Below are 14,101 nucleotides of genomic sequence, written 5' to 3'. Positions count from 1 at the left end.
GGTGCGAAAATCGGATGAAACTTGCGCCCATGGCAAGGAATCTCCACTGTCATAGGGAACTTTTGGCTCAGATCAACACAAAAGTGGCCCTTCAGGACACCTGTACGAGTGAGGCAGCATGCCGGAGCGTCGCCGACAGGATCCGGACGCACCACCAGTCCAGGCTCCGCAATCCGTTGGCAGAGCGCGATTCCCCGTAGATCCGCTGCTCCGGGGCCAGGCGCACGCGTGACCACGACCCACTTCCGCCGTGGTAGCGTCTGCGCCCTGCTCCCCAAAGATTCGAACTCATCGACCACGCACCCTCAAGGAACAATCATGCCCGAACAAGGGTTCGCCACCGTCGTGGCGGTGGATGGTCCTGCGGCGGCGGGCAAGACCACCACCTGTTTGGCGCTGGCGCGATCATTCGACCTTCGCTATCTGGAAAGCGGCAGAACCTACCGCATCATCGCTTTCGAGGCACTTCAACGGGAAATTCCGGTCGACAACACGGGAAAGATCACCGGACTCTGCGACGAATTGATCACGGAGAGCCGTTCGGAGAGCCTCCTGACTTCCGAGCGCTACGCGCCGGAAAAACTGCGCGCGGCTCCCGTCAACGTCGCCGTCTCGACCGTGGCCAAGATCGCGGAGGTCCGCCAGCGTGTCACCAGTCTCATCCGGCTTTGGGCCGGAGCGCAGACACGGTGCGTCATCGAAGGACGGGACATCGGCACCGCCATCTTTCCCGCCGCGACCGTCAAGTTCTACTTGACCGCCAGACCCGAAATCAGGGCGATGCGACGAGTACGGCAAGAGCGGGCGGCTTCTTACGAGAACGTTCTCAACGACGTGATCCGCCGAGACGCCGCCGACATGTCCCGAACGGTGTCGCCGCTGGTCGCCGCGGAGGACGCCATCAGAATCGACACCTCCGAGCTCTCCCTCGTGGAGGTGCTGAGCCGCATGTCGTCGGCGTGTCGTAACAGAGGCTTAGAGATCAACCGATAGTGCGAGTACGCTTCTGCTTTGTCTGCGACGAAGCTAAGTTGACCACGGGTATGACTTCAAGTGATCGATCAATGACGAGGAGTATTGGTTATGAGACCGGCGATGGCGAAGGAAAACGAAGCCGAACCGGTGACAGCCGAATGCCTCTTTTGCCATTTCGATGACGCCTCGGTCAATGACGTACTGTTCGAAGGACGCGAGATCTATGTCCGCTGGGACAACTTTCCGGCGGCCAAGGGGCATGTCGAGGTCGTCCCGAAACGGCATGTGGAGTCCTACTTCTCTCTCACCGCGAGTGAGCACGCCGAAGTCTATGCCCTGATCAAGCGCGCGTGGCATGAGATCGAAGAACAGTTCCAGCCGGACGGTTGCACCATCGGCGTGAACGAGGGGCAGGCCGCGGGCAGGACGATCGATCACCTGCACATCCACCTGATCCCACGCTACGAGGGCGACGTGCCCGACCCTCGAGGCGGTATCCGTCATGTCCTGCCCGGCACCAATCCCGACGAATGGCTCGCTTGAGCCTTTCTCGCCTCGACCACGAACCAGTTGCCACGCCCGCTCGGCAAGACCCGGACCGAAACGAAGCCGGTGGCGGCCAGCTCAGCCACGACGACTTCGGGCCTGCGTAACGAGAACCAGCGCGACGATGGCATACGGGCACTTCGCGTCCACCCTTCGCCGTCCCCTTCCTTGAGACTGATCGCGGTGACACCGCGGGGCGCGAGCACCCGATGGATCTCGGAGAAGACGTGAGGATGCACCTCACTCGGGAGATGCAGGACGCTCGCGCAGGCCCAGACGCCGTCGAACACCCCGGCGCCGAACGGCAAGGCGAGGAGATCGCACTGCACCGCGCCGAAGGCAGCACACCGGCAGCGCGTGTGCCGGAGCAGCTTTTCGCTGAGGTCGGTCGCGACGACGGCCGCACCTCGCTCGATCAGGTACTCGGAATCGCGGCCGGCACCACAGCCGAGGTCCAGTACGAGAGCGCCCCGCAAGGCCTCGAAGAACCGATCGAGTTCACGATCGAGACCGGGGAACTTGTCGAGTGTGTCCGTGGTCCGGATGAATGCGGCGGCGCTCTCGTCGTACGCCGAGCGGTTCCGCGACACGAGGGCACGCAGCGCCGCGTCGTTCAGGTGCATTCGAAGTCCTCACGACCGATGGCCATGCCCAGGTTCGTCATCTCCTCGAGCAGTTCCCGCCGGTTGAGCACGTCGTAACCACGACCGGCGTCCACGCTCACGCAGCCGACGAACTTGTTGCGCCCGCTCCTGATCGGTGTGACGAAGAGCGCGGTTCGATGCTTGAGGGTTTGGAACTCCTCCCACTTCAGGTTCATCACCGATTCCGGTCCGTGCCGTGTCACGTGGTCTTCGTACCTCGCCGGATCGGTAAGGCGCTCCACCAGGGGCGCGACGTCGAACCAGACTTCACGATCGTGCTGCCAGCACAACCCCACCGCGCCGATGCCTAGTGTCGGCGCGAAACTCCGGGTCGCCGGAAAGGATGACATCCGATAGGAGGAAAGTCGTTTCAGCACACCGTGCACCGGGTGTCGCAGCGTACGCGTCTTCCGCCACACATGGAGCGCCAGATCGCCGGTGTCCAGTGGCGGATCGATTTTCGCACTGATGTCGAGCAATCTGCCGAACGTGGAGAGGACACGGCGGCGCATCATGACGTTCCGGTCCACGAAGGAGCGTCGCTGCCAGCTTTCGAAGGGTGTGAAGGCGCCGAAAACGCCGGCCACGACGAGAACGGCCAGCAACAGGTAAGGGCGGCCGGCCAGGACGTCATCCCAGAAGATCTTCGAAGGCACGTTGTAGGCCTTGCCCGCCAAGAACAAGGTCGCCGACAGCAGGATCGCCTTGTCCGCGGCCTTGGCCGTCTTCCGGCTCATGCCTTTCCGTCGCCCTGGTGCCGCCACGCCTTGCCGGGCAGGTCCGTACGCTCGCCGTTCGCACCGATCAGCACCACCTCGGGGCTTTCGGTGACCACCCCGATCCGGTGGAAACTCAACGCTTCGGCGAGATCGTCCACTTGGGCGGGCGGCACGGTGAAGACGAGTTCGAAATCGACCGAATCCCCCATGACCAGGCTCAACGGCTCCACCTCCACATGCGCCGCCACGGCGGCCACCGCCTTGGGGACGGGGACAGACCGCTCGTCGACTTCGATCCCGACACCGCTCGACTCGGCGATCCCCAGCAAGGTGGCCTTCAAGCCATCCGACGTGTCCTGGCAACTCGTGACCACTCCACTGGTCCCGAGCACGAGCCCTTCGCCCACCCTGGCCACCGGCCGCTTCCAGTTGGCGAGCAGCGCGGGCAGCAGGCTGTCGATGACCAGGTCCGGGACGCCGGAGCGCAGATACGCCATCGCGGCCCCGGCAGGGCCGGTCGGTGCCGTGAGGCATACGACGTCACCGGGTTTCGCGCCGGATCGCAACAACGCCCTGCCCGCCGGGCAAACCCCCAGTGCCGACGCGGAGAGGATCAGCCGTTCGGCGCCACCGATGTCACCACCGACGTTGAAGCAGCCGAAGGCGGCACACGCGTCACGGATTCCTCGCATGACGAGGCCGAACGGGGCATCGTCCATTTCGGCCGGGTACCGTACGACGGAAAGCAGCCCGATCGGCTTCGCGCCCATCGCCGCGATATCGCTCAGGTTCGCCGCGACCAGGTAGTACCCCAGGTCGTATTCGTCCAGGTGTCCCATCTCGTACAGCCTGAACTTGGGACCGCGGACGTAGTCGGTGCCCACCACGAGGTCATGGCTCCCGGCCAGCCGGAAGACCGCGCAGTCATCTTGGGCATCGGCACCCGTGGTCAGCTCCACCCGGCCGCCGTCCGGAAACGAAACCGGAGCGAACGCGCCTGCCTGACGGGCGAACAGCGGAACGATCGTCTTGGCCAGCCTGGTCGGCTCGTCCGAGAATTTCTCACTCATTACAGGACAGCTCCGCATCGGCGATCGTGACATCACCACGCACTTTTCCGGGCCAGCGGTCCACCATTCTCATGGTCTGACGAAGTTCCCCCTTCCGCATCACCACCGCGTAATCCCATTCCGGGTCCTCGATCGCCAGCACGGCGCCGACGACCGAACGCAGATACTGTCTTTTCTGCTCTCCTGTCGGGAGATAAACCCGGACCCTTTCCCGGTACACACGGAGAAAATAGGCCGATGACGGCCACGGCGAGAGCGCGAGTTCGCCGAGAGAACCCAGATCTCGGTACGCGAGGGAGTCGCCGATGAGATGATCGTCCACGGCGTCCCCGTCGACGGGGAGAAAGTGCAGATGCGCGTGCGTGATGCAGGCGTGGCTGTCCTGCCCGGCACTCGACCCGTGTTCCAGAATCAGCGGCTCACCGAAGGCCTCTCGATACAGCGGCACGACGTCGGCGAGAAATCCTGCCACCTCCGCCTCGTGGAGGGAAAGTACCTGAGCGAAAGACAAGTAGTGGTCCGACGGGAGGAGCAGGAGGTGCCCGAGGGCGAGCGGCGACATATCGGCGAGCAGGGTCAAGTTTTCTGTTGAACATATCAGCCGAGACGGGGGGTCACCTTCGTAGAAACGGGCGAAGGAAGTGTCGTCGGCACCTGAAAGCTCGTCGCAGAAATCCGCACCCGCGCACTGCATGGTTTCGATCATGTCTCCCCTGCCGCCTCGCCTGGTCGCCGTCGAACGGACCATCGTAGATTTTGCGCACGGATATGGCGGACTTGAACGGTCAATGCGGAGATTAACTCGAACGTCGCAACCCACGCACGGATTCGTGATCGCGGGATTTTGGCCAAAAGCAGGACACATCATGGCCGATACATACTCACTCGCCCCGTGGCACGAAAAAGCGTCCGCCGCCCGGTGGGGCGACGGACGCTTTCCGCTATCGCGATCCGCTCACGTCTGCGTCGATCTCAACGAAATCGCGCACGAATACCCATTCATCGGCGAAATCCGCTCTCACCTGCCTTCGCGCGCCAGCAGTTCCCGGACCCGCTCCTGCAGCGCCTCCCTCGGGTACGCGTTCACCTGTGCACCGGCCATCCGCACGGGGTCGCCGAAGAAGAAGTACTCGTACAGCGACTCTCGCCCGGCGAAGCTCGAGACCGACGCATCGAACGCCAGCTTGAACAGTCGCGCGCGGTCCTCGGCGGGCAGCGTGGCCGACTGGAGGTACGTGTCGATGTCGGGACGACCTTCCGCCTCGAAGTCCGCTTCACCCGGCAGGGCCATGAGGCCGGAGGCGGAGAACTTGCGGATGATCTCGGTCAACCGCGGCGAGACCTTGGTGGGGTACCAGTTCCGGGCAGCGTTGAGGACTTCCCACTTGGGCAGGAAGACGCCGTCCTCGCTCAGTTTCCCGTCGGCCTCCGCCGCGCGCAGCACGGCCTTTTCGATCTCGACGTAGGAGATCAGCTCCGACAGGTCCTGCTGGATGTGCTGGAAACCGCCGATCCCGATCGCGGCCGCGATCTCGCTGGCGAGGCCGAGATAGAACTCCGTCTTGGCCAGCGTGCGCGTGACGACCTGGTGGGTCATGAGCGCGCCGGCGCCGGTCTCGGAGTACCAGGCGTTGCACAGCTCCGGGTGCCCCAGCAGGAAGACGCGCTCGTTCGGGACGAAGACGTCGTCGAACACCACGACCGCGTCCATTTCCTCGAACCGGGAGGCGAGCGGCTCGTCGAAATGCGAGCGCCCGTGGTCGAGTCCGGCGCGGCAGAAGTACTTGAGACCGGGCGCGTCGTTCGGGACGGCGAAAGCGTAGGAGTACGGGGCGTCCTCGGGAGTGCCGCGCAGAACTGTCGATGGGAAGACCAGGAGTTCGTCGGCGATCGGCGCGATCGTGGCGAGCATCCGGGCGCCGCGGACGACGATACCGTCTTCCCGTTCCTCGACCACCTTCGCCGACAGGTTGCCCCCGCCTTGCTGGCTGCCGGACACGGAACGGTTGACCTGCGGCGGGATCAGGGTGTGTGTCGCGAGGAGGTCGTTCTCGCGCGCCATCTCGTAGTACTTCTCGATGCGCTCGCCGTAGACGGGATCGGCTCGGGAGAAGAACTTCTTCGCGGTCGACAGCGCGGTGAGCGACGAGTTCATGTAGTCGCCGGTACGGCCGAGGAACCCGTTGGCGTACTGCGCCCACACGGAGAAGGCGGCGCGGCGGCGCTTGAGGTCTTCCTCGTTGCGCGGCACCAGGAACGAGGTGCCGACCCGCTCCCCCGTGGTCGGCGATTCGTAGGTCAGGACGTCACGGTGCGCCGGATCGTGCTGGAGGTCGAACAGCTTCGCGTAGGTCAGCGCGTTGTTGCGGAAAGCCGGGTGCTCGGCGACCTTCGAGGTCACCTTCTCGCCGTCGACGTACAACTCCGGCGTCATCGCGTTGAGCTTGTCGAGGTACTGCTGTCCGGTACGGGCTCCCATGTCGTGCTCCTTCTCGGGATGGACGTCGTTGTCAGAACAGGGATTCGTGGCCTTGCGCGGATTCGTGGATGGTCGAGAACTGCCCGTTGACGAAGCCGAGCGCGTCACCGGAGCGGTAGTCGAACTCCCGCACCTCGCCGAGGAACAGGGTGTGGTCGCCGCCGTCGTAGGCGGCCCACGGCGTGCAGTCGAACCAGCTGAGGACGCCGCCGAGCCGCGGCGCGTGCCCGCCTTCGACCCACGTCGGCGCGCCTTCGGGCGTCGGGCGGCCGGCGAAGTTCATCGCCAGCGCCTCCTGCTCGGCGCCGAGGACGTTGACCGCGAACGGGCGGCCGGCGAGCAGGTCATGGCTTTTCAAGGTGCGCTGGATCGAGACGAGCACGAGCGGCGGATCCATCGAGACCGCGGTGAAGGAGTTCACCGTCAGGCCGTGCCGCTTCGTGGCGGCATCGAAGGTCACGATGGCCACCCCCGTCGCGAAGCGGCCGAGACAGCCGCGGAAGAACTGCGCGGGCGGCCGATACAGGCTCGATCCCGGCGAGAAACTGGTTTCGCGTGACATCATGACCACCCAGCCGATTCCTGTTCTATAATCGAACAGTCAGTTCAACTATCGAAATGGATCGTATACGATGGTTTCGGACTCCCGCAAGACCGCGAGCACGTCCCAGACGCTCAGTCGCGGTATCCGAGTGCTCGAAGTCCTTGCCGACGCCCAAGAACCGCTCAGTGTCGACCGCATCGCCGAACGGCTCGGCGTGCACCGGTCGATCGCGTACCGGCTCATCCGCACCCTCGAAGAGCACGGGCTCCTCACGCGGGAGCCTGCGGGGAAGTACGAACTCGGCGCACGGCTGGCCGCGCTCGCGGCGGGGATCAAACACGATCTGCAGGCCGCGGCGCTGCCCGAACTGACCGCGGTCGCGAACGAGCTCGGCATGACGTGCTTCGTGGCGGTGATGGACCGCGACGAATGCGTGACCCTGGTCAGCGTGGAACCCCGGCACGCCGTCGCGTCCGTCGCGCAGCGCCCGGGGTCCAGGCATCCGTTCACCGCGGGCGCTCCCGGCCGCGCGATCCTTTCCCAGCTGCCTGAAGAGGACTGGCAAGAGGGGATCCAGGAAGTGGCCGACCGCGGGTACGCGGACAGCCACGGCGAGGTGATCGAGAACCTCAGCTCGGTGGCCGTGCCGCTCCCCTTGCGCGGTCACGCCCCCGCGGCGCTCGCGGTCGTCTACCTGTCCAGCACGCGAACCCCCGCCGAGCTCGCGGAGCGGCTCAAGGCGGCGGCGAAGGCCGTCCGTGACGCTCTCGGCGGGTGAGCGTCACAGACGGCGGTATCACTTCGAGAAGCGCAGCGGGCTGACCGACTGCTCGGCTTCGTGGTCCGGTCCGAGCGGGATTCCCGACCGATCACGCAGCAGCAAGGTGGCGATGAGCCCGACGACGGTCATCCCGGCCAGATAGACGGCCACGGACACCGACGTGCCGGTCGCGTCGACCAGCGCGGTGGCGATCGTCGGCGCGAACGCGCCACCGAGGATCGCGCCGAGTGCGTACGAGATCGAAACGCCGGAGAAGCGGATCGACGCGGGGAACAGCTCCGCGTAGAACGCCGCCTGCTGGCCGTAGGTGAAGCCGAGCCCGACGCTGAGAATGATCAGACCCAGCGCCAGCAGCACGATGTTCCCCGTGTCCACCAAGGGAAAGAGCAGCGCGACGCCGGCGAGTTGCGCGATCCAGCCGACCACGTAGGTGCGCCGCCTGCCGATCCGGTCGGACACCGCTCCCGCCGCCCACGTCGAGAGCAGCCAGGTCGCCGCCGACGCGGTCACCGCCCACAGCACCGGGCCGCGTTCGAGGCCGATCGGGCCCTTCGGGTTGGTCGCGTAGTTCTGGATGTAGCCGCCGGTGGTCATGTAGCCGACGGCGTTGTTGCCCGCGAACACCAGCGCCGCCACCAGGACGAGCACGGCGTGCTTGCGGAACAGCTGGATGATCGGGGTGCGGGTCTGCTCACGACGCTCCGCGATCTCCCGGAAGACCGGGCTCTCCTCGACGCGGTGCCGCACGTAGTGGCCGACCAGGATCAGCCCGACGCTGAGCAGGAACGGGATGCGCCAGCCCCAGTCGAAAAACGCCTGGCCGGGGACGAGCAGGCTGGTCAGCGCCAGGACACCGGAGGCCAGCAGCAGCCCGAGCGGGACACCGATCTGCGGCGAGGCGCCGAAGAGCCCCCTGCGCTGCGACGGCGCGTGCTCGACGGCCATCAGTACGGCGCCGCCCCATTCACCGCCCGCCGAAACTCCCTGCAGGATCCTCAGGAGGATCAGCAGTACCGGCGCGAGGACACCGATCTGGTCGAACGTCGGCAGCACGCCGATCAACGTGGTCGCGGCGCCCATCAGGATCAGGGTGAGCACCAGGACCACCCGACGGCCGTACTTGTCGCCGAAGTGCCCGGCGAGGAACGCCCCGAGCGGGCGGAACAGGAAGCTCACGCCCACCGTGGCGAAGGCGACGAGCGTGCTGTTGGCACCGAGGCCGGAGAAGAACAGCTTTCCGAAGACGAGACCGGCGGCCGACGCGTAAACGAAGAAGTCGTACCACTCGACGGTGGTGCCGACGACGGTCGCGAACGCGACCCGGCGCCGATCGGAAGACGGTGGGGCGGTTCGGCCTGGCGTGCGTTCATCCTGCGCTGGATTCGACACCTTGACTCCTTTGACGTAGGCCTGACGCGAGTGGCGGCCCGCAGGGATCTCGGGCGAGGCGAAGGCCACTCGGTGACCGCCTTGCCACTGTGGCACGGAATCATATACGTTATTAGATACGAAGCAAGGGTCGAGGATTCAGGGGAACATGGGCACTTACGAGGCACCGTCCGGTCCGACGGCCACCCGGCCGGGCAAGATCATCGCCGTCCATCTCAGCTACGCGTCACGCGCCGAGCAGCGCGGACGGCGTCCGGCGAACCCGTCGTACTTCTTCAAGCCGTCGAGCTCGATCGGCACGTCCGGCGGTACGGTCGAACGTCCGGCAGGCACCGAACTGCTGGCTTTCGAAGGCGAGATCGCGCTGGTCATCGGCACCGCGGCCCGGTGGGTGAAACCGGACCAGGCATGGGAACACGTCGCCGCGGTCACCGCCGCGAACGACTTCGGCCTCTACGACCTGCGCACCGCGGACAAGGGCTCCAACGTCCGGTCCAAGGGCGGTGACGGCTACACCCCGCTCGGCCCCGGCCTCATCGACGCGCGCGACGTCGACCCCTCGTCGCTGCGCGTCCGCACCTGGGTGAACGGCGACCTGGTGCAGGAGGACACCACGGCCGGGCTGCTGTTCCCCTTGCGGCAGTTCGTATCCGATCTCTCCCAGCACTTCACCCTCGAACCGGGCGACGTCATCCTCACCGGGACTCCCGCCGGGTCGTCGGTGGTCTCGCCCGGCGACGTCGTCGTGGTCGAAGTGGACGTTCCCGGCACCTCGGTCAGCAGCGGACGGCTCCACACCACCGTCACCCAGGGCATCCGGTCCTTTTCGGACATCGGCAGCCTGCCCGAGGTCGACGACAAACAGCGTGCCGAGGCTTGGGGGACGCCCGTCGAGCAGGCCGAAGAGGACACTCCCGCGCTCAGCGAAGAACTTCGCGCCAAGCTGCTGCGCGCACCGGTCGCGGGCTTGTCCGCACAGCTGCGCAAACGCGGGCTGAACAACGTCGCGATCGACGGCGTACGCCCCAATCTGCCCGGTTCGAAGGTCGTGGGCACGGCGAGGACCTTGCGTTTTGTACCCAACCGCGAAGACCTGTTCAAGTCCCACGGCGGCGGTTACAACGCGCAGAAACGCCTTTTCGACTCGGTCGGCGCCGGCGAGGTGATCGTCATCGAAGCCCGCGGTGACAAGGGTTCCGGGACGCTCGGCGACATCCTGGCACTGCGGGCGCGTCACCTCGGCGCGGCCGGCGTGATCACCGACGGCGGAGTCCGCGACTTCGAGGCCGTCGCCGCGACCGGGCTCCCGGTGTTCTCGCAGGGCCCGCACCCGGCGGTCCTCGGCCGCAAGCATGTTCCGTGGGACACCGACGTCGCGGTCGCCTGCGGCGGGGCCACCGTGCTGCCCGGCGACATCATCGTCGGCGACGACGACGGCGTGGTCGTCATCCCGCCATCGCTGGCCGAAGAAATCGCCGACGCGACGCTCGTCCAGGAGGACGAGGACTCCTGGATCGCCGAGCAGGTCGGACAGGGCCGCCCGATCGAGGGGCTCTTCCCGCTGAACCCGTTGTGGCGGGAAAGGTATGAGGCATGGCAGAAGAAGCAGTGAAGACGACCAGCAAATCCGAACTCGCCTACGAGTGGCTGCGTGAGCGGATCGCCCGGCACGAGTACGGACCCGGCTACCGGCTCGTCCTCGCCGAGATCGCCGGCGCGCTCGACATGAGCGTCGTCCCGGTGCGCGAGGCGATCCGGCGGCTGGAGGCCGAACGGCTGGTGACCTTCGAACGCAACGTCGGCGCGCGCGTGGCGATGGTGGACCAGAACGAGTACGTCCACGCCATGCAGACCCTCGGCGTCGTCGAAGGCGTCGCCACCGCGCTGTCCGCGCCGCGGCTGTCCGAGGAGAACATCGCGCGGGCGCGGCGGGTGAACGAGCGCATGATCGCGCTGCTGGACCACTTCGACGCGCACGAGTTCACCGCACTGAACCAGCAGTTCCACTCGCTGCTCTTCGAATGCTGCCCCAACCCGCAGATCCTCGACCTCGTGCATCAGGGCTGGACCCGGCTGTCCGGACTGCGCGACTCCACGTTCGCGTTCGTCCCCGACCGCGCGCACCGGTCGGTCGAGGAACACGAAGAGATCATCCGGCTGATCACCGAGAAGGCCGACCCGCTCGACATCGAATTCGCCGCGCGCAATCACCGCTGGGCCACCATGCAGGCCTTTTTGGACGCTCGAGAGCGCGCGAACCGCTGACTGAGGAGGAATCTTGACCAGCACGACTCCCCGGCCGATCCCGGACGGTGTCCCGGAGCGGATCCGGCACTACATCGGCGGCGAACTCGCCGATTCGGCCGACGGCGCCGTCTTCGACGTGATCGACCCGGTCACCAACGAGGTCTACGTCCGGGCCGCCGCGGGGACGAAGGCCGACATCGACCGCGCCGTCGCCGCGGCGCGCAAGGCGTTCACCGAGGGTCCTTGGCCGAAGCTGCTGCCACGCGAGCGATCGCGCGTGCTGAACCGCATCGCCGATCTCGTCGAGTCGCGGGACAAGCGGCTGGCCGCGCTGGAGAGCTTCGACTCGGGTCTGCCGATCTCGCAGGCGCTGGGCCAGGCGCGCCGGGCGGCGGAGAACTTCCGGTTCTTCGCCGACCTGATCGTCGCGCAGGCCGACGACACCTACAAGGTGCCCGGCCGCCAGATCAACTACGTCAACCGCAAGCCGATCGGCGTCGCCGGGCTGATCACGCCGTGGAACACGCCGTTCATGCTGGAGTCGTGGAAGCTCGCGCCCGCGCTCGCGACCGGCAACACCGTGGTGCTCAAACCCGCGGAGTTCACCCCCCTTTCCGCCTCGCTGTGGGCGGAGATCTTCGAGGAGGCCGGGCTGCCGCCGGGCGTGTTCAACCTCGTCAACGGCTTCGGTGAGGACGCCGGTGACGCGCTGGTGAAGCACCCCGACGTCCCGCTGATCTCGTTCACCGGCGAGAGCGGCACCGGCAGCCTGATCTTCGGCAACGCCGCACCGTTCCTCAAAGGACTGTCGATGGAGCTGGGTGGCAAGTCCCCCGCCATCGTCTTCGCCGACGCCGACCTCGAGACCGCGATCGACGCGACGATCTTCGGTGTGTTCTCGCTCAACGGCGAGCGCTGCACCGCGGGCAGCCGGATCCTGGTCGAGCGCGCGATCTACGACGAGTTCGTCGAGCGTTATGCCGCGCAGGCCAAGCGGGTCAAGGTCGGCGACCCGAGCGACCCCGCGACCGAGGTCGGCGCGCTGGTGCACCCCGAGCACTACGACAAGGTCATGAAGTACATCGAGATCGGCAAGACCGAGGGCAGGCTGGTCGCCGGCGGCGGCCGCCCGGACGGCTTCCCGACCGGGAACTACGTGGCGCCGACGGTGTTCGCCGACGTCAAACCGGACGCCCGGATCTTCCAGGAGGAGATCTTCGGCCCGGTCGTCGCGATCACGCCGTTCGACGGCGAAGACGAAGCACTGGCGCTGGCGAACAACACGAAGTACGGGCTCGCTGCCTACGTTTGGACCAACGACCTCAAGCGGGCGCACAACTTCGCGCAGTCCGTCGAAGCAGGCATGGTCTGGCTCAACTCGAACAACGTCCGTGATCTGCGCACGCCGTTCGGCGGGGTGAAGGCGTCCGGGCTGGGGCACGAGGGCGGTTACCGCTCGATCGACTTCTACACCGACCAGCAGGCGGTGCACATCAACCTCGGCGAGGTGCACAACCCCGCCTTCGGCAAGGGCTGACCCCGTTCCCCCGTCCACGAAGGATGACGCAATGAAGCCGATCCCCACCCCGAAGTCGCCGCCGCCGGACGTCCTGCGGTGCGCATACATGGAACTCGTCGTCACCGATCTGGCGCGTTCGCGCGCGTTCTACGCCGACGTCCTCGGCCTGACGGTGACCGAGGAGGACGAGAGCACGGTCAGCCTCCGCACGATCGACGAGTTCATCCACCACAACCTCGTGCTGCGCCAGGGACCGGTCGCCGCGGTCGCGGCGTTCTCGTACCGGGTGCGGTCGCCGGAGGACCTGGACAAGGCCGTCGCGTTCTACACGGAGCTGGGCTGCCGGGTCGAGCGCAACGAAAACGGGTTCACCAAAGGCATCGGCGACTCGGTGCGGGTGCAGGACCCCCTCGGCTTCCCCCTCGAGTTCTTCCACGACGTCCAGCACGTCGACAGACTCAGCTGGCGCTACGACCTGCACGTCCCGGGCGCGCTGGTCCGTCTCGACCACTTCAACCAGGTCACGCCGGACGTCCCGCTCGCGGTGAAGCACATGGAAGACCTCAACTTCCGCGTCACCGAAGACATCCAGGACGACCAGGGCGTCACGTACGCGGCCTGGATGCGCCGCAAGCCGACCGTGCACGACACCGCGATGACCGGCGGCGACGGGCCGCGGATGCACCACGTCGCCTTCGCCACGCACGAAAAGCACAACATCCTGTCCATTTGCGACAAACTCGGCTCGCTGCGGATGTCCGATCACATCGAACGCGGCCCCGGCAGGCACGGTGTCTCGAACGCGTTCTACCTGTACCTACGCGACCCCGACGGGCACCGTGTCGAGATCTACACGCAGGACTACTACACCGGCGATCCCGACAATCCGGTCGTCACCTGGGACGTGCACGACAACCAGCGCCGCGACTGGTGGGGCACGCCGGTGGTCCCGTCCTGGTACACCGACGCCTCGCTCGTGCTCGACCTCGACGGCAAGCCGCAGCCGGTGGCCGCGAGGACCGAGGAGAGCGAACTGGAGGTCACCATCGGCGCCGACGGCTTCTCCTACACCCGCAAGGGTGACGACGATGGCGAACTGCCGGCCTGGAAACAGGGCGAGTACAAACTCGGCAACCAACTTTGAGTGCCGGTTGGCGGAGCTGCAGATGTATCTGAAAGGCGACCGAA

General features: G+C 66.3%; 14 protein-coding genes. 7 read left to right on the top strand and 7 right to left on the bottom strand.

Annotation, left to right across the window (positions count from 1 at the left end; translation table 11 throughout):
- The first annotated feature begins 318 nt into the window (after positions 1 to 318).
- Together cmk and ACLJQ7_RS00705 are read left to right on the top strand one after the other, a co-directional pair.
- Positions 319 to 993, top strand: a complete 675-nt coding sequence (gene cmk / locus ACLJQ7_RS00710) for a (d)CMP kinase (protein ID WP_410646123.1) — start codon at positions 319 to 321, stop codon at positions 991 to 993.
- A 102-nt stretch (positions 994 to 1,095) separates the two neighbouring features.
- The gene (locus tag ACLJQ7_RS00705; protein ID WP_410646122.1) at positions 1,096 to 1,518 is read left to right on the top strand and encodes an HIT family protein; all 423 of its coding nucleotides are present in this window, start codon (positions 1,096 to 1,098) and stop codon (positions 1,516 to 1,518) included.
- On the opposite strand, the gene ACLJQ7_RS00700 is transcribed toward ACLJQ7_RS00705, so the two are convergent.
- The 6 genes from ACLJQ7_RS00700 to ACLJQ7_RS00675 all read right to left on the bottom strand — a co-directional run bounded on the left by ACLJQ7_RS00700 (position 1,476) and on the right by ACLJQ7_RS00675 (position 6,995).
- Positions 1,476 to 2,144 carry a class I SAM-dependent methyltransferase gene (locus ACLJQ7_RS00700; protein WP_410646121.1) on the bottom strand — a complete coding sequence of 223 codons (669 nt, stop codon included), beginning with the start codon at positions 2,142 to 2,144 and terminating at the stop codon, positions 1,476 to 1,478. The two genes, ACLJQ7_RS00705 and ACLJQ7_RS00700, sit on opposite strands and share 43 nt — an antisense overlap.
- On the bottom strand, positions 2,135 to 2,902 hold the full coding sequence (locus tag ACLJQ7_RS00695; RefSeq protein WP_410646120.1) for a hypothetical protein: 768 nt from the start codon (positions 2,900 to 2,902) through the stop codon (positions 2,135 to 2,137). The genes ACLJQ7_RS00700 and ACLJQ7_RS00695 overlap by 10 nt, the downstream gene beginning before the upstream one ends.
- Positions 2,899 to 3,954, bottom strand: coding sequence for a thiamine-phosphate kinase (thiL, locus tag ACLJQ7_RS00690; RefSeq protein WP_410646119.1), 1,056 nt, complete (start codon positions 3,952 to 3,954; stop codon positions 2,899 to 2,901). Before thiL ends, ACLJQ7_RS00695 begins: the two co-directional genes overlap by 4 nt.
- The gene (locus ACLJQ7_RS00685) at positions 3,947 to 4,660 is read right to left on the bottom strand and encodes a hypothetical protein (RefSeq protein ID WP_410646118.1); all 714 of its coding nucleotides are present in this window, start codon (positions 4,658 to 4,660) and stop codon (positions 3,947 to 3,949) included. Before ACLJQ7_RS00685 ends, thiL begins: the two co-directional genes overlap by 8 nt.
- A 312-nt stretch (positions 4,661 to 4,972) precedes the next feature.
- Positions 4,973 to 6,433 carry a 4-hydroxyphenylacetate 3-monooxygenase, oxygenase component gene (gene hpaB / locus ACLJQ7_RS00680; protein ID WP_410646117.1) on the bottom strand — a complete coding sequence of 487 codons (1,461 nt, stop codon included), beginning with the start codon at positions 6,431 to 6,433 and terminating at the stop codon, positions 4,973 to 4,975.
- A 31-nt stretch (positions 6,434 to 6,464) separates the two neighbouring features.
- Entirely contained in the window at positions 6,465 to 6,995 is a 531-nt protein-coding gene (locus tag ACLJQ7_RS00675) for a flavin reductase family protein (protein WP_410646116.1), read from the bottom strand.
- Positions 6,996 to 7,065: 70 nt separating this feature from the next.
- Here ACLJQ7_RS00675 and ACLJQ7_RS00670 point away from each other — a divergent pair, with 70 nt between their 5' ends.
- Entirely contained in the window at positions 7,066 to 7,755 is a 690-nt protein-coding gene (locus tag ACLJQ7_RS00670; protein ID WP_410646115.1) for an IclR family transcriptional regulator, read from the top strand.
- An 18-nt stretch (positions 7,756 to 7,773) separates the two neighbouring features.
- On the opposite strand, the gene ACLJQ7_RS00665 is transcribed toward ACLJQ7_RS00670, so the two are convergent.
- The gene (locus ACLJQ7_RS00665; protein WP_410646114.1) at positions 7,774 to 9,147 is read right to left on the bottom strand and encodes an MFS transporter; all 1,374 of its coding nucleotides are present in this window, start codon (positions 9,145 to 9,147) and stop codon (positions 7,774 to 7,776) included.
- A 148-nt stretch (positions 9,148 to 9,295) separates the two neighbouring features.
- Between ACLJQ7_RS00665 and ACLJQ7_RS00660 the strand changes: the two genes are divergently transcribed.
- Genes ACLJQ7_RS00660 through hpaD form a run of 4 tightly spaced genes read left to right on the top strand, consistent with a single transcriptional unit; the run spans position 9,296 to position 14,057 of the window.
- Positions 9,296 to 10,759, top strand: a complete 1,464-nt coding sequence (locus ACLJQ7_RS00660; protein WP_410646113.1) for a fumarylacetoacetate hydrolase family protein — start codon at positions 9,296 to 9,298, stop codon at positions 10,757 to 10,759.
- Positions 10,741 to 11,412: a GntR family transcriptional regulator gene (locus ACLJQ7_RS00655; RefSeq protein ID WP_410646112.1), complete on the top strand. Its 672-nt coding sequence runs from the start codon at positions 10,741 to 10,743 to the stop codon at positions 11,410 to 11,412. The genes ACLJQ7_RS00660 and ACLJQ7_RS00655 overlap by 19 nt, the downstream gene beginning before the upstream one ends.
- Positions 11,413 to 11,425: 13 nt before the next feature.
- Positions 11,426 to 12,931, top strand: coding sequence for a 5-carboxymethyl-2-hydroxymuconate semialdehyde dehydrogenase (hpaE, locus tag ACLJQ7_RS00650; RefSeq protein ID WP_410646111.1), 1,506 nt, complete (start codon positions 11,426 to 11,428; stop codon positions 12,929 to 12,931).
- Positions 12,932 to 12,962: 31 nt separating this feature from the next.
- The gene (gene hpaD, locus ACLJQ7_RS00645) at positions 12,963 to 14,057 is read left to right on the top strand and encodes a 3,4-dihydroxyphenylacetate 2,3-dioxygenase (protein WP_410646110.1); all 1,095 of its coding nucleotides are present in this window, start codon (positions 12,963 to 12,965) and stop codon (positions 14,055 to 14,057) included.
- Positions 14,058 to 14,101: the final 44 nt, after the last annotated feature.

It is taken from the genome of Amycolatopsis sp. cmx-4-54, assembly GCF_046548895.1.
Lineage (GTDB): Bacteria > Actinomycetota > Actinomycetes > Mycobacteriales > Pseudonocardiaceae > Amycolatopsis.
The sequence above is the reverse complement of the archived record's forward strand: the minus strand, read 5'-3'. Positions and strand labels throughout refer to the sequence as shown.